The organism is Methanofollis sp. UBA420 (assembly GCF_002498315.1).
Taxonomy (GTDB): domain Archaea; phylum Halobacteriota; class Methanomicrobia; order Methanomicrobiales; family Methanofollaceae; genus Methanofollis.
Genome location: NZ_DAGX01000005.1, coordinates 137,591 through 159,055, shown reverse-complemented (window position 1 = coordinate 159,055; position 21,465 = coordinate 137,591). Strand labels below are relative to the sequence as shown.

Annotated in this window: 18 protein-coding genes and 2 tRNA genes; 12 read left to right on the top strand and 8 right to left on the bottom strand. The window is 61.0% G+C overall.

Translation table 11 applies throughout. The features are described from left to right. Positions 1-32 precede the first annotated feature (32 nt). The 4 genes from BP869_RS06970 to BP869_RS06955 all read left to right on the top strand — a co-directional run bounded on the left by BP869_RS06970 (position 33) and on the right by BP869_RS06955 (position 5,647). Positions 33-341 (top strand): hypothetical protein, encoded by a 309-nt coding sequence (locus tag BP869_RS06970; RefSeq protein WP_342678172.1) that lies wholly within the window; start codon positions 33-35, stop codon positions 339-341. A gap of 139 nt (positions 342-480) precedes the next feature. Beyond that, positions 481-2,478, top strand: a complete 1,998-nt coding sequence (locus BP869_RS06965; protein WP_342678170.1) for a DNA topoisomerase subunit B — start codon at positions 481-483, stop codon at positions 2,476-2,478. Beyond that, positions 2,468-4,903: a DNA gyrase subunit A gene (gyrA, locus tag BP869_RS06960; protein ID WP_342678169.1), complete on the top strand. Its 2,436-nt coding sequence runs from the start codon at positions 2,468-2,470 to the stop codon at positions 4,901-4,903. The genes BP869_RS06965 and gyrA overlap by 11 nt, the downstream gene beginning before the upstream one ends. 327 nt (positions 4,904-5,230) lie before the next feature. Beyond that, a complete protein-coding gene (locus BP869_RS06955) occupies positions 5,231-5,647 on the top strand; it encodes a secondary thiamine-phosphate synthase enzyme YjbQ (RefSeq protein ID WP_342678168.1) in 417 nt (138 codons plus the stop codon). A gap of 25 nt (positions 5,648-5,672) precedes the next feature. On the opposite strand, the gene BP869_RS06950 is transcribed toward BP869_RS06955, so the two are convergent. Next, a complete protein-coding gene (locus BP869_RS06950; RefSeq protein ID WP_067049792.1) occupies positions 5,673-5,936 on the bottom strand; it encodes a UPF0147 family protein in 264 nt (87 codons plus the stop codon). Between the two features lie 73 nt (positions 5,937-6,009). On the opposite strand from BP869_RS06950, the gene BP869_RS06945 reads away from it, so the two are divergent. Continuing rightward, a complete protein-coding gene (locus BP869_RS06945; protein WP_067049795.1) occupies positions 6,010-6,363 on the top strand; it encodes an Sjogren's syndrome/scleroderma autoantigen 1 family protein in 354 nt (117 codons plus the stop codon). Here the strand turns inward: BP869_RS06945 and BP869_RS06940 are convergent. Both BP869_RS06940 and glyS read right to left on the bottom strand, forming a co-directional pair. Next, a complete protein-coding gene (locus BP869_RS06940; protein ID WP_342678165.1) occupies positions 6,354-8,582 on the bottom strand; it encodes a DEAD/DEAH box helicase in 2,229 nt (742 codons plus the stop codon). The genes BP869_RS06945 and BP869_RS06940 overlap by 10 nt on opposite strands. Next, on the bottom strand, positions 8,579-10,303 hold the full coding sequence (glyS, locus tag BP869_RS06935) for a glycine--tRNA ligase (protein WP_342678163.1): 1,725 nt from the start codon (positions 10,301-10,303) through the stop codon (positions 8,579-8,581). Before glyS ends, BP869_RS06940 begins: the two co-directional genes overlap by 4 nt. 424 nt (positions 10,304-10,727) lie before the next feature. On the opposite strand from glyS, the gene BP869_RS06930 reads away from it, so the two are divergent. Next, positions 10,728-11,336 carry a response regulator receiver protein gene (locus BP869_RS06930; protein WP_342678162.1) on the top strand — a complete coding sequence of 203 codons (609 nt, stop codon included), beginning with the start codon at positions 10,728-10,730 and terminating at the stop codon, positions 11,334-11,336. 59 nt (positions 11,337-11,395) lie between these two features. Beyond that, a complete protein-coding gene (locus BP869_RS06925; RefSeq protein ID WP_342678160.1) occupies positions 11,396-12,067 on the top strand; it encodes a metal-dependent hydrolase in 672 nt (223 codons plus the stop codon). Positions 12,068-12,390: 323 nt separating this feature from the next. Here BP869_RS06925 and BP869_RS06920 read toward each other — a convergent pair whose 3' ends face one another. Both BP869_RS06920 and BP869_RS06915 read right to left on the bottom strand, forming a co-directional pair. Continuing rightward, positions 12,391-13,572 carry a bifunctional 5,6,7,8-tetrahydromethanopterin hydro-lyase/3-hexulose-6-phosphate synthase gene (locus BP869_RS06920; protein WP_342678158.1) on the bottom strand — a complete coding sequence of 394 codons (1,182 nt, stop codon included), beginning with the start codon at positions 13,570-13,572 and terminating at the stop codon, positions 12,391-12,393. A 451-nt stretch (positions 13,573-14,023) separates the two neighbouring features. Further along, positions 14,024-14,194: transfer RNA gene (locus BP869_RS06915), tRNA-Trp, on the bottom strand. A gap of 98 nt (positions 14,195-14,292) precedes the next feature. Between BP869_RS06915 and BP869_RS06910 the strand changes: the two genes are divergently transcribed. The 3 genes from BP869_RS06910 to BP869_RS06900 all read left to right on the top strand — a co-directional run bounded on the left by BP869_RS06910 (position 14,293) and on the right by BP869_RS06900 (position 17,545). Then, positions 14,293-15,993 (top strand): AMP-binding protein, encoded by a 1,701-nt coding sequence (locus tag BP869_RS06910; protein WP_342678156.1) that lies wholly within the window; start codon positions 14,293-14,295, stop codon positions 15,991-15,993. Between the two features lie 137 nt (positions 15,994-16,130). Next, a complete protein-coding gene (locus BP869_RS06905; RefSeq protein WP_342678154.1) occupies positions 16,131-16,505 on the top strand; it encodes a molybdenum cofactor biosynthesis protein MoaE in 375 nt (124 codons plus the stop codon). Positions 16,506-16,600: 95 nt separating this feature from the next. Next, positions 16,601-17,545: an aldolase gene (locus BP869_RS06900; protein WP_342678152.1), complete on the top strand. Its 945-nt coding sequence runs from the start codon at positions 16,601-16,603 to the stop codon at positions 17,543-17,545. A gap of 13 nt (positions 17,546-17,558) precedes the next feature. Here BP869_RS06900 and BP869_RS06895 read toward each other — a convergent pair whose 3' ends face one another. The 3 genes from BP869_RS06895 to BP869_RS06885 are packed head-to-tail and all read right to left on the bottom strand — an operon-like array spanning position 17,559 to position 19,931. Then, positions 17,559-17,945 (bottom strand): YkvA family protein, encoded by a 387-nt coding sequence (locus tag BP869_RS06895; RefSeq protein ID WP_342678151.1) that lies wholly within the window; start codon positions 17,943-17,945, stop codon positions 17,559-17,561. A gap of 16 nt (positions 17,946-17,961) precedes the next feature. Then, positions 17,962-19,251: an amidohydrolase family protein gene (locus BP869_RS06890; RefSeq protein WP_342678148.1), complete on the bottom strand. Its 1,290-nt coding sequence runs from the start codon at positions 19,249-19,251 to the stop codon at positions 17,962-17,964. A 2-nt stretch (positions 19,252-19,253) separates the two neighbouring features. After that, a complete protein-coding gene (locus tag BP869_RS06885) occupies positions 19,254-19,931 on the bottom strand; it encodes an MTAP family purine nucleoside phosphorylase (protein ID WP_067049825.1) in 678 nt (225 codons plus the stop codon). 112 nt (positions 19,932-20,043) lie between these two features. Between BP869_RS06885 and BP869_RS06880 the strand changes: the two genes are divergently transcribed. Further along, complete coding sequence (locus tag BP869_RS06880; RefSeq protein ID WP_342678145.1) at positions 20,044-21,174, top strand: nicotinate phosphoribosyltransferase; 1,131 nt, start codon at positions 20,044-20,046, stop codon at positions 21,172-21,174. Between the two features lie 62 nt (positions 21,175-21,236). Continuing rightward, positions 21,237-21,308 (top strand) — tRNA-Ala (locus BP869_RS06875). The last annotated feature ends 157 nt before the right edge of the window (positions 21,309-21,465 follow it).

The window sequence follows — 21,465 nt, the reverse complement described above, 5'->3', positions numbered from 1 at the left end:
CTTTTTTCTGGAAGGAGGGCCATTCCCCATTCATGGAGAGCAAATTCGGCAGGGGCTTTGTGATCCCCCTGGTGGCCCTCGCCCGGCACTTCTCCCTCCCCCCCGAGCAGGCCTTCTACGGGGCGGCCGACCACCTCGACGAACTGATCGTGCCCGCGCAGTTTGCCGGAACGCAGATGGACGCCCTTGTCGAGCAGTTGAGAAAGCGCGTCATCTGGCACCAGCCCGGTACGATGGACAGGGAAGACGCCGAGGAGGTCAAAAGAATTCTCCGGCACCTGCTTGTCGAGGTCGACCGCTCCCTCGGGATCGCCGACCCGCAGGTCGGGACATACGACTGAAACCTTTTTGCCGGGCTGTGATGGCACCCCCTCCCGGAAAGAGATCGTGTATTTTCGAGTACCTTAAAGAGGTTTCACACCCAATATATTGTGTGAATCCACGAACTTTGCATCCCTTATTATTCTATGGAGGGCATCTATGAGAGATTCCTATGATGCCTCCCATATCACCGTCCTGAAGGGCCTCGAACCGGTGCGTGAGCGTCCCGCCATGTACATCGGCTCGACCGACACACGGGGCCTCCACCACCTTGTCTACGAGGTCGTGGACAACTCCATCGACGAGGCACTTGCAGGGTTCTGTGATCAGATCAGGGTGACCATCGGCGCCGACGGGTCCTGCACCGTCGAGGACAACGGCCGCGGCATCCCGGTCGACACGATGAAATCAGGGAAGAGCGCCATCGAAGTGGTGCTCACCGTCCTCCACGCGGGCGGCAAGTTCGACAAGAACACATATCAGGTCTCCGGCGGTCTGCACGGCGTCGGCGTCTCGGTCGTCAATGCCCTCTCGACCGTCCTGAGAGCGACGGTCTTCAGGGATGGCCGGGTCTATGAGATAGTCTTCTCGCGCGGACTGATGACCGAGCCTCTCACCTCGCGTGCCGAGAGCCTCGACGAGATGAAGGCACGGTACATCCGGGTCTTCGGCGTCGAGGGTGAGTGGGAGGGCATCGAAGACCGTGCCCTCTTCCTGGAACAGTTCGGCGATCACCTGACCGGCACGAGGGTCTGCTTCATGCCCGACCCCGCGATCTTCGAGACGGTCGAGTTTGACTACGACGTCCTCGCCCACAGGATGCGGGAACTGGCCTTCCTCAACTCCGGGCTTGCGATCGCTATCCGCGACGAGAGGAGCGGTGAGGAGGCTCTCTACCGCTATGACGGGGGGATCACGGAATTTGTCCGCCACCTCACCGAGAGCGACGAGCGGATCCACGAGGATCCTATCGCCGTCGACCGGAAGGACGAGGAGAACAGGGTCGAGGTCGAGGTCGCCTTCCAGTACACGAACACCTACAAGGAGCAGGTCTTCACCTTCGTCAACTCGGTGAACACCCGGGAAGGCGGCACTCATCTCGAAGGTTTCAGGAGCGCGATCACGCGGGCGATCAATGCCTCGGCAAAGAAAAACAACCTCCTCAAGAACGGGGCGTCGGTCAGGGGTGAAGATGTCAGGGAAGGGCTGAACGCCGTCATCTCCCTCAAGATCGCCAACCCCCAGTTCGAGGGGCAGACCAAGATGCGCCTCGGCAACTCGAATGTGCGGGGGATCGTCGACTCCCTGGTCTACTCCTCCCTCACCGAATACTTCGAGGAGAACCCGAAGGTGCTCCAGGCTGTCATCGGCAAGGCCCTTCTTGCAGCGCGGGCACGCGAGGCGGCGCAGAGCGCACGCGACCTTGCCCGGAGAAAGAGCACGCTCGAAAGTACCGGCCTCCCTGGCAAACTTGCAGACTGCTCGGAGCGCGACCCTGCAAAGAGCGAGATCTATATCGTCGAGGGCGACTCTGCAGGCGGTTCCGCGAAGCAGGGGAGAGACAGGCGTTTCCAGGCCATCCTTCCCCTGCGGGGCAAGATCCTCAACGTCGAGAAGGCCTCTCCCCATAAGATCCTGAAGAACGCCGAGATCCAGGCGCTCATTGCGGCGATGGGTACTGGCATCAGCGATCACTTCAACGCCGACAAGGCGCGCTACCACCACATTGTCATCATGACGGATGCCGATGTGGACGGGGCGCATATCCGGACGCTCCTCCTCACCTTCTTCTTCCGGTACATGCCCGAACTGATCGAGCGGGGGTATGTCTACATCGCCCAGCCGCCCCTGTTCAGGGTGGCGCGGGGCAAGAAGAAGGAGAGGTACGCCTACCGCGAGGAGGACATGAAGGTGATCCTCGCCGAGATGGGCGAGACCGGCATCTCGGTCCAGAGGTACAAGGGTCTTGGCGAGATGAACGCCGAACAACTCTGGGAGACGACGATGGACCCTGAACACCGGGTCTTCAAGCAGGTGCGGATCGAGGACGCAAGTTATGCGAACGAGATCTTCGAGAAACTGATGGGCGATGACGTGGAGCCGAGACGGGAATTTATCTGGAAACATGCACAGGAGGTGAAGAACCTTGACATCTGAGGGAGACGAGGCGCATCGGTCTGTTATCCCGGTGACGGTCGAGACCGAGATGAAGTCCTCGTACATCGACTACGCGATGTCGGTGATCATCGGCCGGGCCATCCCCGACGTGCGGGACGGCCTGAAGCCGGTCCACAGGCGCATCCTCTACGGCATGGGGGAGATGGGCAACACCCACGACAAACCGACGAAGAAGAGCGCGAGCATCGTCGGCCATGTGATGGGGAAGTATCACCCGCACGGCGACTCCGCGATCTACGATACTCTCGTCAAGATGGCGCAGCCCTTCTCGTACCGTTGCATGCCGGTCGAGGGGCAGGGCAACTTCGGGTCCATCGACGGCGACTCCGCTGCAGCGATGAGGTACACAGAGGCCCGCCTCACGCCCCTTGCCGAGGCGATGCTCGATGATATCGAGAAGGAGACGGTGGACTTCACACCGAACTTCGACGAGTCGACGAAGGAGCCGACTGTCCTGCCCGCGAAGATGCCGAACCTGCTCGTGAATGGGTCGTCGGGGATCGCCGTCGGTATGGCGACGAATATGCCGCCGCACAACCTCGGCGAGGTCTGCGACGCACTCTGTGCGTATATCGACGACCCGGATATACCGGTCGAAGACCTGATGAAACTCCTCCCCGGCCCGGACTTCCCGACCGGCGGGATGATCATGGGCCGTGCCGGCATCCGCGAGGCGTACCTCACCGGCCGGGGGAAATGCATCATCCGGGGCGTTGCCGAGATCGAGGAAGAGGGCAGGACGCCGCGGATCATCATCTCCGAGATCCCCTTCCAGGTGAACAAGGCAAATCTCGTGGAACAGATTGCAAACCTCGTGCGGGAGAAGAGGATCGAAGGGATCTCCGACCTGCGGGACGAGTCCGACAAGGACGGGATCAGGGTTGTCATCGACCTGAAGCGGGACGCGATGCCGCAGGTCGTCCTCAACCAGATCTACAAGCACACTCCCCTGGAGAACACCTTCGGGATCATCAACCTCGCCATCGTGGGAGGCAGACCGATGGTGCTCAGCCTGCCCGCCCTCCTTGGTTACTATCTCGACCACAGGATCGAGGTGGTACGCAGGAGGTCTGAGTTCGACCTGCGGAAGGCAAACGAGAGAGTCCACATCCTCAACGGCCTGATCCTGGCCCTTTCGAGCATCGACGACGTAGTCGCCGCGATCAGGTCGTCGCCGAGCGCCGACGAGGCGAGGGGGACTCTAATATCCCGTTTCGGCCTTGACGAGGCGCAGGCAAACGCCATTCTCCAGATGCAGCTCCGCCGCCTCGCCGCCCTTGAGCAGCAGAAGATCCAGGAGGAACGGGGGGATCTCCAGAAGGAGATTGCCCGCCTGCAGGATATCCTCCGGGACCGCACGCATATCCTTGCCGAGATCGAAAAAGAGGTCGTCGCGATCAGGGAACAGTTTGCGGACCCGCGGCGGACAGAGATCGCCGCGGCGGCAGGGGAGATCAACAAGGAGGATCTCATCGAGGACAGGCCGGCACTCGTCTCCCTGACGGCGACGAACTATATCAAGAGGATGCCTCTCGACGCCTACCGGATGCAGCGTCGGGGCGGGAAGGGTGTCATCGGCATGGCGACGAAGGAGGACGATGTCGTCACCGACGTCTTTGTGGCGAGTACCCACGATTATCTCCTCTGTTTCACGAACCTCGGCCGGATCTACTGGATGAAGGTCTATGATATCCCGGAGAGCACGCGCACCGGGAAGGGGAAGGCGATCGTGAACCTCCTTGACCTGAAGGACGAGCGGGTCAATGCGGTCATTCCGGTGCGGGAGTTCGACCCGGAGCACTTCCTCTTCTTCGCGACGAAGGGGGGCATGGTGCTGAAGGTCCCGCTCAGCGAGTTCTCGCGCCCGCGGCCGAGCGGTATCCTCGCGATCAAGCTGAAGGAAGGCGACGAACTGATGGATGTGAAGGTCACCGACGCGGCGCAGGAGGTGCTCCTGACGACCTTGAAGGGCCAGAGTCTCCGCTTCTCGGAGGACGCGGTCAGGCCGCTCCACCGCAACTCGCAGGGTGTCATCGGGATCAGGATGCGGGAGGGCGACTATCTGGTGGCCTTGAGCCTGGTCTCGCGCGACCACCTGCTCACGGTTACCGGGAGGGGAATGGGCAAGAGGACGGAGTTCGACGAGTTCCGCGGCCACGGCCGGGGCACGATGGGCGTGCGGAACATCCAGCCTCCCTATGGCGACGGCGTCGTCTCGGCGAAGGCGGTTTCGGACGGCGACGAGATCATCCTGATGAGCGCCTCGGGGATCGTGATGAGGACATCGGTCAACGGCATTTCCATCCAGAAGAGGGGCACCCGCGGCGTGCGGGTCATGAAGATGGACGAGGGCGACAAGGTCGTCGGTTTCGCTGTCATCCGTCCTGAGGATGACGATATTTAATCTTTTTTTTGCTCTGATGTTTCCTCCCTGATCTCAGGGGGTACGTGAGAATCCACCGCCTTCCCCCTACTGTTCGCCGGGGGACTACCTCGAAGACTTCGTCTTCTCGTTGCCCCCGGACCCCCGATCTAGGATGGGACAGGGGAAGACGGAACCGGATAACTGAGGGAATCGAGAAAACCAAAGGTTTTCAAGATATTTCCCCGGCACAAGAATACTAAAAAAAGGAGCACTACATTGCCTATTTTTTGAGACATGGTTCTGGTTCATCACCACATCACTCTCTTACACCGCTACCCTTTTCCCCCCTCCCGCCGACGGCACCGCATGGTCTATCAGGAAGAGATCACCGTCACCACCCATGGTGAGGGAGAGATCGTCGACCTCACCCTCGCGGTGCGGCGGTGCGTCGCCGCAAGCGGCACCGTGACCGGCACCTGCACACTCTTTCTCATCGGGTCGACCGCCGCCATCACTACCATCGAATATGAGGATGGCGTCCTCCGCGACCTTGCCGACGCCCTCGAACGCGTCGTCCCATCCGGCATCACCTATGCCCATGACGCACGCTGGGGGGACGGCAACGGCCGCTCGCATGTGCGGGCGTCTCTTGTCGGCCCGTCGCTCGTCGTCCCTGTCCAGGACGGGGCGTTACGCCTCGGCACCTGGCAGCAGATCGTCCTCCTCGAACTCGATGTCAGGGAGCACCGGGAGCGGACCGTCCTGTGCACGGTCATCCCCTGAAAAAGATAGTATACGGAAAAAAAGTTCAGTCGAGAGGGATGCTCTCAAGCTGCGAGACAAGCTCCCAGATGCGGGTGCGGGCGTGGACCGGCATGTTCGGGTCGTTGCTGATCTCGTCAATGGTGGAGATGGCCTCTGCTGCCCTGAACCCGATACTCTTTTCCTCGTTCATAAGAAGGGTCTTTGTTTCGTCGGCAACCCTGCGGATGTTCCGTGGGATTGTGTTATCTTCGGAAATATGCTGAAGCATCTGGATACAGACATTTATTGTTTCTTGTGGAGTGGCCATACTCAATCACCCTTTATACTATATCATTGCCAGTCTTATATACATTCATTTATCAGAGGAATCGGTGACCCACATGGCAGAGAAAAAACCCGAGGACATCATGGCTGAATACCTCCTGAAAGGAGGTAAAATGCTTGCGAAGGAGTGCAAAACCTGCGGATCGCCCCTCTTCGAGTACAGGGGGAAGACATTCTGCGTTGTCTGTGCCGAGAGAGGCGCGGAAGGTGAGCGCGCCCCGGCGCCCGTCGCAACGCCCGCGACCGCAGCCGTACCCCGCCCTGCAGGGTCGGCCGAAGCCGGGATCGAAGGGGCGATCGCCTCCCTCTGCGCCCGCGTCGAAGGCGAGCAGGACGAGCGGCGCTGCCTCACCCTGATGGAAGCCGTGCTCGCCGGTGCCGAGGCCCTGCGAATGCTCCGTCAACCGTAAGGGCGGTGACTGAGGTCAAGGATCGTCCCGGCGGTCTTCTCTCCGATCCCCTTCACCTTCATCAGGTCCTCTTTTTCCGCGTCGATGACCGCTCGCACAGACCCGAAATGTTCGAGGAGAGCCCGGGCACTCTTCAGCCCGACCTCGGGAAAGGCGGCGATCACGTTCTCCTGCTGCTCGGCTGCAGTTGCAAAAGTCTTTCCCGACGGCAACTTCCGCTCGCCGCCCCCTTCGCTTTCCTCGCGCTTTGCGAGCACGGCGAGCATCTCCGCGGTCTCCTCGGCCGACCGCGTGAAGAGGATGGAGACGCCCATCCCCACCGTGATCGCCGCAAGGGCACCCCGGATCGCGTTCGGGTGGATGTCCCGCGCCGCATACAGGTCGCCCTCGCCCTCGACGATCAGCACCGGCCTCACCGCCGCGGCCGCAAGGTCCCGCACCTGCCCGAGGAGGTCGCGCTCGACAAGGGTATCGGCGAAGTCCTGGACAGTCTTCCTCTCGACAAGGATGCGGTCGCCGACGGCATAGTCACCGACCTCCAGGCGCGTCAGGGTGACCCGAAGCCCGAGGTCTGAGAGTGTCTCGGCGACGCGGGACGCCATCTCCCGGTCGTCCACCGTGATCGCCGGTCCCGACGGTGCCGGTGCGGGCGGCGCGGCAAATGCCCCGATGCTCGTCTGGACAGGAGCGGGCGCACCGGAATCCCTGAGTTTGCGGATACCCTTGATCATCGCCTTCTCTCTCTGCTGGGAGACGAAGCGGTACACCTCGTCCGACGTACCCTTCGTGGTGAGGACGACGATCCTGCCGGCGCCGCTCCTGCCGGTCCGCCCCTTCCTCTGGATACTCCTGATCTCCGACGGGACCGCCTCGTAGAAGACGACAAGGTCGGTCGACGGGACGTCGAGCCCCTCCTCGCCGACCGAAGTCGAGACGATCGCCGGGAACTCCCCCTCCCTGAACCTCTTCAGGACATCGATCTGCTGCTTCTGGGAAAGCCCCTTCTCCGCGTCACGTGACGCCTGCCCCACGAAACGCTCGGCATGAATGCCGGCGTCGGCGAGGGCATCGACGAGGAGGCCGACCGTGTCCCGGAAACTTGCAAAGAGGATCGTCCGGCTCTCAGGGTGCTCCCGCGCCTGTTCTGCGACAAGAGAAACGGCCAGCCCGACCTTGGGGTGGAGCTCGCCGTCCCACGACATTGCCCTGTCGCAGAGACGCTGGAAGACCGGGTCTGCCGCAAGACGTATGCTTGCCTTTGTCCCGCTCCCCGACCGCCCCTCCGACGCGAGTTTCTCGAGGTACGCGGTAAGGACGCGACTTCCCTGCGCCTCGGCAAGGGAGACGGCGTGGCGGAGTTTCATCAATTCGGCATAGATCGATGCCGCCATGAAACCCGCCTGGTCGCGCTGTGCGATCCGTCCCTGGATCTCCGCGTTGAGCCGGTTGAGCGCCTTCATGGAGAGTTTGTCCCGGACAGGGGCGTGGAACTCGGCCCTGTTCAGGGCGGCCAGGCGGGAGTCAAGAAGGATATTCAGGTCGGCGATGGCAAGGCCAAGTTCGCCGGGCAGGTCCACCGAGAGATACTCCATCTCCCGCTCGTGGACGTACGGCCTGACGTCGGCGTCCGACTCGGTCCTCGTCTCGACCTGCACGACGCCGAGGTTTTCCATCACCTCCTCCACTTTCCCGTGGTCGCCGCCCGGGCTTGCGGTCATCGCAAGGAGGAGGGGTTTCGACGCCGTCGATAGGTAGCGCCGGGCAAGAAAGACATAGGCATAGTTCCCGACCGCCCGGTGGCACTCGTCCACGACAAGGAGAGTGACATCGTCGAGCGAGTACCTCCCCGCGATCAGGTCGTTCTTGATCACCTGCGGCGTCGCAAAGATTGCCTGCGCACCGTCCCATGCCGCTTTCCGTTCGTCTGGACCGGTGGCGCCGGTGAAGATCGCGCAGGCGCCCTCAGGCAGGGCGAGGCGCTCGGAGAAATAGCGGAGGTGCTGCTCGACCAGGGGCTTTGTCGGCGCGAGGACGAGCAGTCTCCCCCCCTCGCGGTACAATCGCGACGCCGCCACAATCAGGGCGATGGCGGTCTTCCCGAGGCCTGTCGGGAGGACCACCATCGTGTGGGCGTCCATCGCCTTCAGGGCGATGGCGAGTTGATAACGCCGCTCCTCCAGGCTTTCCGGCCTGATGAGGGGGTGGGTGAGGTAGTTCATGCCTGTTTCAGGTCTGCAAACCGCGTGCGGCCAGAGACGAGCGACATGAGCGTTGCATGAACGTCGGCGATCGGGAGGCGCACCTGCTCCATGGAGTCGCGGTCGCGCAGGGTGACCGTACCCTTCTCCTTCGTTTCGTAGTCGATGGTGATGGCAAAGGGAGTCCCGATCTCATCCTGGCGGCGGTACCGCCTGCCGATGGCACCGTTGTCATCGTAGTCGGCAAGGATGCCGCCGTCCTGGAGGTCGAGGGCGATCTCCCGTGCCACGCTGTCGAGGCCGTCCTTGTTCACGAGCGGGAAGACGGCGACCTGGACCGGGGCGACGCAGGGGGCGAAGTGCAGCACGCGCCTCTCCTCACCCTCGACCATCTCCTCGTCGTAGGCGTGTTCGAGGACACCGTAGATCATCCTGTCGATGCCGTACGAGGGCTCGATGACATGGGGCCGCACCTCGACGCCGCGGACCTCGACCTCCTCTTCATGGACAGTGTAGAGGTCGCCGGGGATGTGGTAGGTCTCGCCGTCGACGACGACGTCGGCGCCGTCAGGGCCGGGCGCCGCCTCTGCAAGGGCGTCGGCGATCTTCTTTGCCTTGCCGCGGTACTTCGGCCCGAGAGTGCCCATGTCCGCGACGATCCGCAGCCTCTTCTCCTTCCGTGCCTCGGCGAAGGGGACGAAGACGGTCATGGAGTCGCCGCTCTCCTTCGAATGAGCGCGCAGGTCGTAGTCGGTCCGATCAGCGATGCCGACTGTCTCGACCCAGCCGAAGCGGTCGGAGAGAACCTCGGCGTCCCAGCAGTCGATCGCATAGTGCGCCCGCTCGTCAGGCAGGTGCTGCCTGAAACGCATCCGGCCTGAATCGATCCCGATGGTGACCAGGAGTTCGTGGGTGAGGGCCAGGTAGTACGCGATGTACTCGTTGGCGATGATCCCCTCATCCACCGCCTCGCGCATCGTCTTCGTGATCGCGGGCAGATCTTTCTGCTGCTGCTCGATCCCCCAGAGATCGACTGTATAGTCGGCATAGCGGGAGAAGTTCGGGTGTCTCTTCTCTTCGGGGTGGACGAAGATCTCGGCCTCGGCCTGGGTAAACTCGCGCAGGCGGATCATACCCTGCCGGGGAGAGATCTCGTTCCTGTACGACTTGCCAATCTGGACCGCACCGAAGGGGAGTTTCATCCGGTAAAAGTGGGAGAGGCGGGAGAAGTCGGTGAACATCCCCTGCGCCGTCTCAGGCCGCAGGTACCCCCGCCTCTGCGAACCCGGACCGATCGTCGTCTGGAACATGAGGTTGAAGTCGAAGACCTCGACGTTGCCGAAGACCTCGTCGCAGGCCGGGCACCTGGCAGGGGCGACAGCCTTTGCAAGATCCTCTTTCGAGAGGATGCCGGCGTTGTGGATGCCGCAGGCCTCGGCAAGGTGGTCGGCCCTGAAGTACTCGTTGCAGTGGGGGCACTGGCACATCTTGTCGGCGAACCCCTTCACATGCCCGGAGGCAACATATATAGATTCTGTCCCGACGGTCGGGCACTCGATCTCATAGTAGCCCTCCCTGATGACATAGTAATGCCTCCAGATCGCCTCGATCCGGCGTTTCATCATCGCACCGAGGGGGCCGTAATCGATGAACCCTGCAACCGCACCATAGACTTCTGCTGAGGGCCAGACAAAACCGCGGCGTTTTGCCAGCTCTATGACTTTATCGTAGATATCACTCACTGCAATCAGTCCCGCTATACTATTTAAACTGGAAGATTAAAAAGCCACTTTTCTGCGATATCATCTGATGAGCGAAGGCCAATCCCCATGGAGAGACAGCGCCGCGTGGTGCCTGTGTGCTCTTCGGCACGATCTTTATGGGGCGAGAGAAAGAATGTATCTTCAGAGTTTTGGCCGTGTTTCCTGACCTATTAAGGGGAACAGGGCCTCTCCCGGAAATGATTGCCTGCGCGAGAATCGGGAACTCGGTGGATATAATAAGGGTATTATAAACCTTACTTTTTTTGACGAAAGGTGTTTAGATTGTCTGATAAAAAAAATAAGACTCATAGCTCCCTAAATCTACAGGGATCCATAAATGCTCAATTGATAATAATTAAATATCATAAGGCGTATTGTTATGCAGACCTAGTGTGGTATTGCCATGCCAGCAGACAAGAGAAAAAAGGAACTCCTTGCACTCTTCCAGGACATCACCAGCAAGACGGAGATAGTCGAGCCGATGAAGAAGATCCATGGGAGTCTCAGGGACCGCGATGCGGTTGGTCGCGAGGTCGCACTGATCATGCGCGAGATTCTGGATCTGGGGTTCTTCCAGACCAAACTCTCCCCCCGCCAGCTTGCGACTCTGGTCATCTCCTTCAATGAGGAGAGAAACGACACCGAAATCGCGCGCGAACTCGGCAATGAGAAACTTGCAAAGACTGTGGCGCGGGCACGCGTGAGGCTGAAGCTCTTCAGGGACTCGGACTTCGACATGCCTTTCGACAGGAAGTACCTCTCCGAGCTGGTTGCGTCGGAGAAGACGATGAACGAGATCTCAGCACTCCTCGGGATCAGTTCCTCGTCCCTCAGGGAATACCGGCACGTGATCGCCATGGAAGAGGACGCAACGCTCGATCCCTTCCTGGAGCGGATCAAGGACGTCCTCGAAGACCGCGACCTCACCGAGCAGATGACCCGTGGCGTCGTCAATGACGGCCTTTCGGAAGCGATCGACGCGACCGAGGCCGAACTGATCGATGTTACCTGAACGAATCTCGCGACCACCCGACCACCCCCTTTTTTTATTCCCGGTACAGACGGGAGTGCATGAAGATCACATGGCTTGGCCATGCCTGCTTCCTCCTTGAGGGCAGCAGGAGCGTACTGATCGATCCGTTCGTGCCGTCCGGCCTGATCAGGGCTGCACCCGACATCGTGGCAGTGACCCACGGCCATGCCGATCACCTCGGCGAGGCCGTGCGCTTCGGAAAACCGACAGTGGCAATGAACGAGATCGCGAAGTACCTGCGGGACCAGGGCGTGCCCGCAGAACCAATGAACATCGGCGGCACGATCGAGGTGGAGGGTGTCTCTTTCACGATGACGCCGGCGCTCCACTCCTCCTGGCTGGAGGCGGCGGGCGGCGGCTATTACGGCGGCGTGGCCGCGGGTTTCGTCGTCAGGATGGACGGCGTCGCCGTCTACCACGCGGGGGACACCGGCCTCTTCTCTGACATGAAACTCGTCCACGACCTCTACCACCCTGACGTCGCCCTCCTCCCTGTGGGGGGACGGTACACAATGGGGCCACAGGAGGCGATGATGGCCGCGGAGTTCGTCGGCGCGCCGACGGTCATCCCGATGCACTACAACTCATTCCCGGTGATTGAGCAGGACCTCACCGGTTTCAAAGCGGCAATCGAGAGGACGACTGATATGAAGGTCATCATTCTCGAAGCGGGTGGGAGCGTCGAGGTGGGGGAGGGGAACAGGCGCTGAGGGGAGACGAGAGAGTGTCCTGTGCCGGGGGACGACCTTCAAAAACCCGGCGGCTTTCCTGAATCCCTCCGGTCGTCCCCCCATTCGGATGGGAGGGTGGCAATCACCCTCTTCAGAATCCTTTGTTCGCTCTTCCCCTGTCCAGTCCAGATTCTTCTGTCCAGTCCAGAGCGGGGACAAACGGAGGGAGGAGAGATAATCTTTGATTTTCGACGTGCCCCCCGGAGGTGTGTGCGGGGACGGCGGCGGATCCGCGTGCGCTCTGTCGTATTGAGATATCAACGGACAGAGTGTAAGAGATTCTGCAAAGTTAAAAAAAAGATTTAGAAATCAGTCATAACGCGGAACTGGTCGATCTCCTCGGAGTTCATCCTGCTGAGAACCTCCTCGGAAGCCCGGCGGATGTCCTTGCTTGCGGTGATCGCACGGCCAACGACAAGAATGTCGGCACCCGATGCAATTGCCTTCGGCACGACTTCCGCCCTGACCCCGCCGGCGGTGGCGACAAGGAGTTTGCCACCCGCTGCCTTCTTGATCTCCGGGATGTTGCCCCAGGAGTATTCCTGCCCCTCGGTGTCGATGGCGCGGTGGAGTTCCACGATGTCGGGCTTGACCTTCAGGGAGGCGATAAGGGCGACCGGGTCCTTGACATTGAGCATGTCGATGACCGAGTAGATGCCGGTCTTCTTCGTCTCTTCGATCGCCTTCTCGATGGTGGCGTTCGGCGCGAGGCCGGAGATGACGACGGCGTCGGCGCCGGCGTCTGAGGCCATCCGTGCTTCGAGGTTGCCGGTGTCGAGAGTCTTGAGGTCGGCGATGATGAACGCGGTCGGGCGGATCTTCCTGATCTCGCCGAGGACATTGAGGCCGAACTGCTTGATCAGGGGCGTGCCTGCCTCGAAGACCACATGGTCGTTTTCAGGGACGGCGGTGAGCACTTCCTCGACCCTCTTCATGTCCACGAGGTCCATAGCGACCTGGAGGTACGGCGGGTTCCAGAGGCGCTGCACCTTGAAGCCCATAACCGCGTGGGCGGCCCGGTCCTTCTCGAAGAGAAGGGTCTCGGTGTCAGGGAACTTCTGGAGAGCGCGGCGGATCGCAAGCTTGGTTGCGCCGTAGTTGGAGCGGTAGATCTTGTTGTAGTCCTTTGCCTCGGGCGCAATGAAGACCGATGCAAGGATGACAGTCTCCTCGAGGTCGATACCCTCGAAGACACCTTCCTCAACAGAGTCGGCGACAGCCTTCGCGACGGCGGCCTGGGCCGGACCGAAGATCTCTTTCACCTGCTCGCCCGTCTTCAGGGTCACCTTCGGGATGATGAGGGTGACGGGCTTGGTGAGCAGGTTCGGGCGGATGACCGCAAGGAGCGGGGTGTGGCCTGCGGAAAGCTGAGAAATGCTGTTCGCAAAGGCCATCCCGACCGGACCCTGCTTGTCCCCCATGACAAGGTCGATGTGCGCGAGTTCCGCGCCGGTTCCTACAAGAGCTTCACCTATAAGATACATGGACAATCCCTTCAATATGCTGCATAAAGATAGGGTGGACTCATACATAAAGTGACGGGCGCCAGGGGAACGGAGGACCAGGGCGAAAGATGAAGAGGCTCTAAACCCGGGATCCCGGAGACGGCAAAGGTGGCCTCTGTCATGATCGTCCCTGACCCGCACGTCGACCACCCGCAGCCCCCGGGGCGCCTTTCCCGGCCGGGGCGCCCTGCGGGTTGTCCTGCCAGATCTGCGCGCTGTCCTTCCATTCTGCGGGTGCCGGCCATAAAATAAAATACGGCGCCGTGCTCGTGTACGCCTCGATCACAAAGGTCAACCAGAACCCCGGTTTCTTTTCGAGGTGGCGGCACCGGCGTTCCCGTCATGAAGATGTACAGGCATTTGGAAACGGCAGTATCACGTAAGAATCGCAGAGAATAGGAATAGAACCATTGAACAGGATCAGAAAACGTGGGGTCGGTGAGATTTGAACTCACGATCGACGGGTCTCTCCGACATGCGCGGGGAGCACGAATGTTGCATCAGTGCTCCAACGGGTCATCATCATCATCAGTAGACCCATTGTTCATCACACGCAAAGACCGCTGGAGCCCGTCGCCATTCCGGACTAGGCCACGACCCCACGGGTATCCTATATATTCGACAGTCCCTTCATTTAAAAATTGTGTTTCAAGAACACTAACCATATATTGTCTCCCTCCCCCATGTACTGGGAAAAATATGGCTACGGGCAGTTATGCATGCGGACACTCGGCAATGTCGCTGATGGGGGAGACCATCGGCGCCATGCTGAACCGGATTGCCACCCAGTACCCGGACAACGAGGCCCTGGTATCGGTGCACCAGAACATCCGCTGGACATACAGGGAGTTCCTTCTTCAGGTAAACTCTCTTGCACGTGGTCTTATGGCACTCGGTGTCGAGCGCGGGGACAGGGTTGCGATCTGGGCGATGAACTACGCGGAGTGGACGCTGACCCAGTTCGCGACCGCAAAGATCGGCGCCATTCTGGTAAACATCAACCCCGACTACCGTGTCTTCGAACTCGAATACGCGCTGAAGCAGGCAGAAGTCTCGACCCTCATTGTGCAGGGGCGCTTCAAGACCTCCGACTATGTCGGCATGGTCTACGAGGCCTGCCCCGAGGCGATCGAGGCGCGGCCCGGCAGAGTTTCCTCGGAGAAGTTTCCCTTCCTGAGAAACATCATCTTCATGGGCGACATCCCGTACAACGGCATGTTCTCCTGGGACGAGGTGCTCCAGAAAGGGGAGGCGATCAGCCCCGACGAACTGGAGGAGCGCGAGGAGACCCTCAACTTCGACGACGCCATCAACATCCAGTACACGAGCGGGACGACCGGTTTCCCGAAGGGCGTCGTCCTCACTCACCACGGCGTCATGAACAACGGCTACATCATCGGCGAGGGGATGAAGTTCACCGAGAAGGACCGCCTCTGCATCCCTGTGCCCTTCTATCACTGCTTCGGCATGGTCCTCTCGAACATGGCCTCGGTCACTCACGGCACGACGATGGTCATCCCCGCCCCGGTCTTCAATGCCGAGGCTGTCCTGAAGACGATCCAGAACGAGCGGTGCACCGCCGTCCACGGCGTGCCGACGATGTTCATTGCCGAACTCTCCCACCCTGACTTTGCAAAATACGATTATTCCACCCTGCGCACCGGGATCATGGCCGGTTCCCCCTGCCCGATCGAGGTGATGAAGCAGGTCAACAGCCTCATGAATATGCGGGACATCGTCATCGTCTACGGGCAGACTGAACTCTCGCCCGGCATCACCATGACGACGGTGAACGACCCCCTGGAGCGCAGGGTCACGACTGTCGGCAGGCCATTCCCGCATACCGAGATCAAGATCATCGACCCGAGCACAAAGAGGATCGTCCCCCAGGGCGAGATCGGCGAGATCTGCGCCCGCGGTTATATGGCGATGAAGTGCTATTACAACAATCCCTCGGCCACCCGCGCAACTCTGGACCAGAACGGCTGGCTTCACACCGGCGACCTCGGCGTGATGGACGAGGAGGGGTACGTGAAGATGTCAGGGCGCCTGAAGGAGATGGTGATCCGGGGCGGCGAGAACATCTACCCGCGGGAGATCGAGGAGTTCCTCCACCACCACCCAAAGATTGCCGACGCCTATGTGATCGGCGTGCCCGACGAGAAGTACGGCGAGGAACTGATGGCCTGGGTGAAGCCGAAGAACGGGCAGGCCCTCACGAAGGAGGAGATCGTCGAGTTCTGCACCGGCCAGATCGCCCGCTTCAAGATCCCGCGGTACTACAAGTTCGTGGACAGTTTCCCGATGTCTGTCACCGGCAAGATCCAGAAGTTCAAGATGCGCGAGATGGCGATCCCCGAACTCGGACTCGAAGGGGCCTCGAAGATCCAGACTGCCTGAGAGATCGGCATCCCTTTTTTTCAGACGGCCGGGCCGACATCCGGCAGGCGTCAAGGAGATCATTTTTATGTACTGCTTCCGGTAATGACTCCTGACTCCCTGGGGCAGATGTCCCACAGGGGGATGGAGGAGATATTATGGTCGGGATCACACGCAGCGAGATCGACACCAGTGTACCGATGAGGGCATCGAGCGCTGCTCTGGCAGGCTCGGTCGTCACCTATGTCGGCCGGGTACGGGCCGAGGAGGGCGCCACCGGGCTTTCGATCGAGGCGGATGTCGAGCAGGCGACGAAGAGTCTGGAATCGATCCGGGAAGAGGCGGTCAGGCGTTTCGGGCTGAGTTGTGCAGATGTCGTGCATAGGATCGGCGAGGTCACTGTCGGTGACGTGGTCCTTCTGGTGGCCGCGGGCGCACCGGAGAGGGACGTGGCCTTTGAGGCGTGCACGTACATCGTCGAGGCGGTGAAAGAACAAAATATCATCAAAAAAAGGGCACTGCTCGCAGCCTGAAGATCGACAGGGCCGCCCTGTCCCTCTAAACCACCTATTTTCCCGTGCAAAAAAGGGAAGAGAACCTTTAACCTGATGCCGCACCACCCGAATGCATGCCCTACACCCTCAGGCTGATCTCCATCGAGGAGAAGGAAGATCTGGCGGCACGGTATGCCGCACAGGTCAGGTACGAGATCAAGTCCGACATCTACGGCTGCTGTATCAAACTTCTCACCGGCGACCGCAGTGTCAAGGAGCGCTGGGAGGAGAATTTCTTCTTCATCTCCCAGTCGATCCGCTCTCACGGTCGCCTTTATGTCCTCCGCGATCCGGCGGCCTCGAAAGACACGGTCTTCTATGACCCGGCGACGAGAACGGCGTTCCTCCTCAATGTCACCTACTATGGCTGGGTGAAGTCCCTTGCCCTCTCTGTGGCAGGCGACACCCTGGAGGACGAGCACGGGATCGCCTCCATCCACGGCGCCTGCATCGACGCCGACGGCCGGGGGTGCTGTATCCTCGGGGCGTCGGGCGCGGGCAAGACCACCCAGACGTACGGCTTGCTCCGCGACCCGCGGGTGCGGGTGGTCGCCGACGACTGGTCCTTCGCCCGCATCTTCGGGGACGAGGTCTTCGCCTACGGTTCTGAGAAGAACTTCTACATCCGGGCAGATCTCGCCACCATCTGGCCGGAATATACCGACCTCGTCGCCCGCGCCGATTTCGACACTGAGGGCCGCGCCGTCGTGGACCTGCGGTCTGTCGTGGGGAAGGGGCGCATCCTCCCGATGACCACGATCCGAACGGTCGTCCTCCTCCACCGCGATCCCGGAGAGGCGCAGACGGTCACGGCCTGCAGTCCCGGCACCGCCCTCGACGTGCTCGCGGCTGCGGGCTACTACAACCCCCACCTCCTTGTCAGGACGCCCTTCAAGGAAAATCTCCGGAGACGGTTCTTTGCAGCGCTGCTGGGGGCGGCGCGGGTCTATGTCGTCAACACGACCGGCACGCCCGAGGAGACGCAAGGGATGCTGCGCGGGATCGTCTTCGGGGAGTAAGAGTGAGGGAAATTTACATGGCCCGGACGACCAGTATCAGCACGACAGAGAGTACGAACAGCCAGATGAGTACGACGATAATGAGCCCGGTCCATCCGTGAATATGCGCCGACCTGTCTTCGGTTTTCGCACGTTCTCTATACTCTTCAAGCACATCGGGCGGCATCAGTCGGACTGCACATGCGATCCCGGCCGGGACGAGGATCAGGTCGTCCAGATAACCAAGGACAGGAATGAAATCAGGGACCAGATCAATCGGGCTCAATGCATATGTGACGGTCAGCACCAGAACTCCCTTCGCATACCAGGGGATGCGTGGGTCTCCACGGGCGAGATACAGTGCGTACACATCAACTTTCACATTCTGTGCATGCTGTTTCAGTTGTTCAATGGAGAGCATCCCACACAAAAAAAGATTATTCTTCGGCCTGCTTCCGGGCGATCAGCCCTTCTGCCGCCTTCTGCGCACCATTGATGATCTCGGCCTCGCCGGGGATGCGGTGGTCCTCCATGAGCACCCGGCCATTGCAGAGCACCGTCGTCACTGCGGCGCCGGAGCAGGCATAGACCGCGTTCGAGACAGGGTTGTACAGGGGAGTGTTGGAAACCGCACGGCGGTCGAGGAGGACGAGGTCTGCCGGCGCGCCCTCGGCGATGACACCGCCCTCGAAACCCAGAGCCGCGGCACCGTTCGCCGTCGCCATCTGGAAGGCCTCGGACGCCGGGAGGAGGGTCTGCGAGTTCCAGTAGAACTTCTGGAGCAGGGCGGCGAATTTCATCTCCTCGAACATGTCGAGGTTGTTGTTCGAGGCGCAGCCGTCTGTGCCCAGACAGACACCGGCGCCCCGCGCCTTCAGCCACTCGTACGGCATCGCGCGGTGGACGGCAAGCTTCATGTTGCTTGTCGGATTGTGGGAGGCGAAGACGCCGCGGTCGCCAAGAAGGGTACAGTCGTCCGAGTCGAGCCAGCAGCAGTGGGCCGCGACCGTGCGGGGTGTCAGGCAGCCGCACCTGTCCAGCAAGGCCGCCGGGCGCATGCCGGTCTTCTCGACACAGTCATGCACCTCCTGCTCGGTCTCGGCAAGGTGGACGTGGAGACCGACGTTCTGCTGCCGGGAGAACTCAGCGCACCAGTGCAGTCCCTCCTCGGAGACAGTGTACACCGAATGAGGGCCGACGGCCGCCCTGATCCGCGGGTTGTTCATCCCCTTGATCCGGGCGATGAGTTTCTCCGTCGCGTGGATCTCCTTCTCTCTCTTCTCCTCGTCGAAGAGGTCGATGAACCCATATGAAAGCTGGGCCTTCATGCCCATCTCGTCCACGGCGCGGGCCGCTTCCTCCATGAAGAAGTACATGTCATTGAAGCCGACAGTCCCCGACCGGATCATCTCCAGGCAGGCGAGCTTCGTTCCCCAGTACACGTCATCATCTGTCAGGTGCGCCTCAAGGGGCCAGATCTTCTCGGACAGCCACTGCTGGAGGGGCATGTCGTCGGCATAGCCGCGTAGCAGGGTCATCGCTGCATGAGTGTGGGTGTTGTACAGCCCTGGCAGGGCGACCGCACCGCCGCCGTCGACGATCCTGTCGGCATCGCCGCCGGCCTTCTCCCCGATCGCGGCGAAACGCCCGTTCTCGACCCTGATATTCACCCGCGTTCCGTTCAGCTCAACATCCCTGATGAGCACGCTTCTCTCAGTACCAGTCATAATCAGTCACTTCCACAAACCCGCACAATCGATTCGACCAGATCCTCGGTCCTGTGCGCGTATTTCTTCGAGGTGGCGAGGATGTGTTCGTAGGTCAGCACCTCGTCAGATAATCCATTCGCATAGTTGTCCACGGTGCAGACAGCGGCGACCGGGATGCCGAGTTCTCGTGCCAGGGTCGCCTCGCTTGCGACCGTCATGCCGACGACGTCGGCGACCTTTGCAAGGCCGCGCACCTCCGCCACTGTCTCGATCCGTGGCCCCCGCGTCTGGGCGTACACTCCGCCGACCTGCGCCGTGGGAATGGCCTCCGAAAGTTTCCGGACAAGGCCCTCGTCGAGGGCAGGCATCACATGCTCGATGGCATGATCATGGAAGGACGGGATATCGGTGAGGCTGAGGTAGTCTGTCGGAATAACCACTGTCCCGGGCGGGATCTCCGCCTTCAGGGAACCGACCGAGCCGAAAGAGACGATCCTGTCCACGCCGGAGAGTGCAAGAGCCGCGGCCTCTGCCCGGTAGTTGATCCGGTGCGGCGGCCTCCCCCCCTGGTGGCGGAGCATGATGGCGATATCCCCTGCCATCACCTCTGCCGGGCCATATGGTGTCCAGACAGTCCTTTTTTCGAGTCTCGGGAGGTTGCAGTAGAGAAGACTGGTGCCGCCGATGATCCCGAGCATCACTGTCCCCTCCGCCCTGTGTGCATGCCTGCCATCATGTATAGAGGGATCCCTGAGGAGTAAAACCCATCTTTTTACCCTTGTCCTGCCATACGCTGATGCCGGGATAGAGATGAGCAGATTCCATATCGTCGATGACGACACGATTGCCCGGGGGGAGTGCACGGACATCTACTTCGCCAGGTGCGAGGAGGTCCTTGCAAAGGAGGGGAAGAATCCGCTGGTGACGATGGAGGTCACAACCGTCGGGATGCCGTACGACCGGGGGGTCTTCTGCGGCCTTGACGATGCCGTCGCCCTCCTCGAAGGGGTGCCGGTGGACGTCGAAGCCATGCCTGAGGGGAGTGTGTTTCTCCCGCGCGAACCGGTGATGCGGATCACCGGGCGGTACCGCGACTTCGGGCGGTACGAGACGGCCCTCCTCGGCTTCCTCTGTCACGCCTCGGGGATCGCCACCGCCGCCGCCCATGTCAAGGAAGCGGCGGGTGACTGTAAGGTCTATTCCTTCGGGTCGCGCCGGCAGCACCCGGCGATCGCACAGATGATCGAGCGCTCGGCCTGGATAGGCGGTGTCGACGGTGTCTCGAACACCACGGCACCTGAAGGTATGCCGATCGTCGGGACAATGCCGCACGCCTTCGTGATGTGCCATGCCACACCCGAAGAAGCATGGACCGCCTTCGACCGTCACTCGGCCCCGGATGTGCCGCGCCTGATGCTCTGCGACACCTTCGGCGACGAGAAGGAGGAGTGCCTGAAGGCGGCAGAACTCGGGTTTACCGGGGCGGTCCGCCTGGACACGCCGCGGTCGCGCCGGGGGAACATGCGTGCGATCCTCGAAGAGGTGCGCTGGGAACTCGACAGTCACGTCCACGAGGACGTCGGCATCTTCCTCTCCGGTGGGGTCACCCGGGAGGACATCCGCGCCTACCGCGACCTGGTGGACGCCTTCGGTGTCGGCGGGGCGATCGCCAATGCGCCGGTGATCGACTTCTCCCTGGACATTGTCGAGATCGAGGGGAAGAGTTGCGCGAAACGCGGGAAGTGGAGCGGGGTCAAGCAGGTCTACCTCCTCCCCGGCGGCGCCAGGGTGATCCTGCCGACGGGCGCGCACGCACCCGAAGGGGCGGTACCGCTCCTCAAACCGGTCATGCGGCACGGGCAGGCGGTCGGGCACACAGACATGGCGAAGGCCCGGGCGCGCGTCCTCGCAGATCTTGCTGAGAGGGCACAATCCGCATGAGCAGCGGGGGCCCCGGCCCAAATCCATTTATCTGATGGCATTCAATATCGTAGGGTAGCATCGGGCCGATAGATCAGGGGAAGATCGCTTCCTTGGCATGGAAGAGGCCGCGGGTTCAATTCCCGCTCGGTCCACTCGTTTTTAAAAAGAACGCCATTGTGGGATTCATCGTTGGAATGAATTCCTGGGTCCGGACATTTATCCGTTTCACGCGCCCTTGCGCGGTAATGTTTCGGCAATTCGGGTAAAAGAGAAAAAGAGTCCTCTTCCCCCATGTCCGGACACGGATTC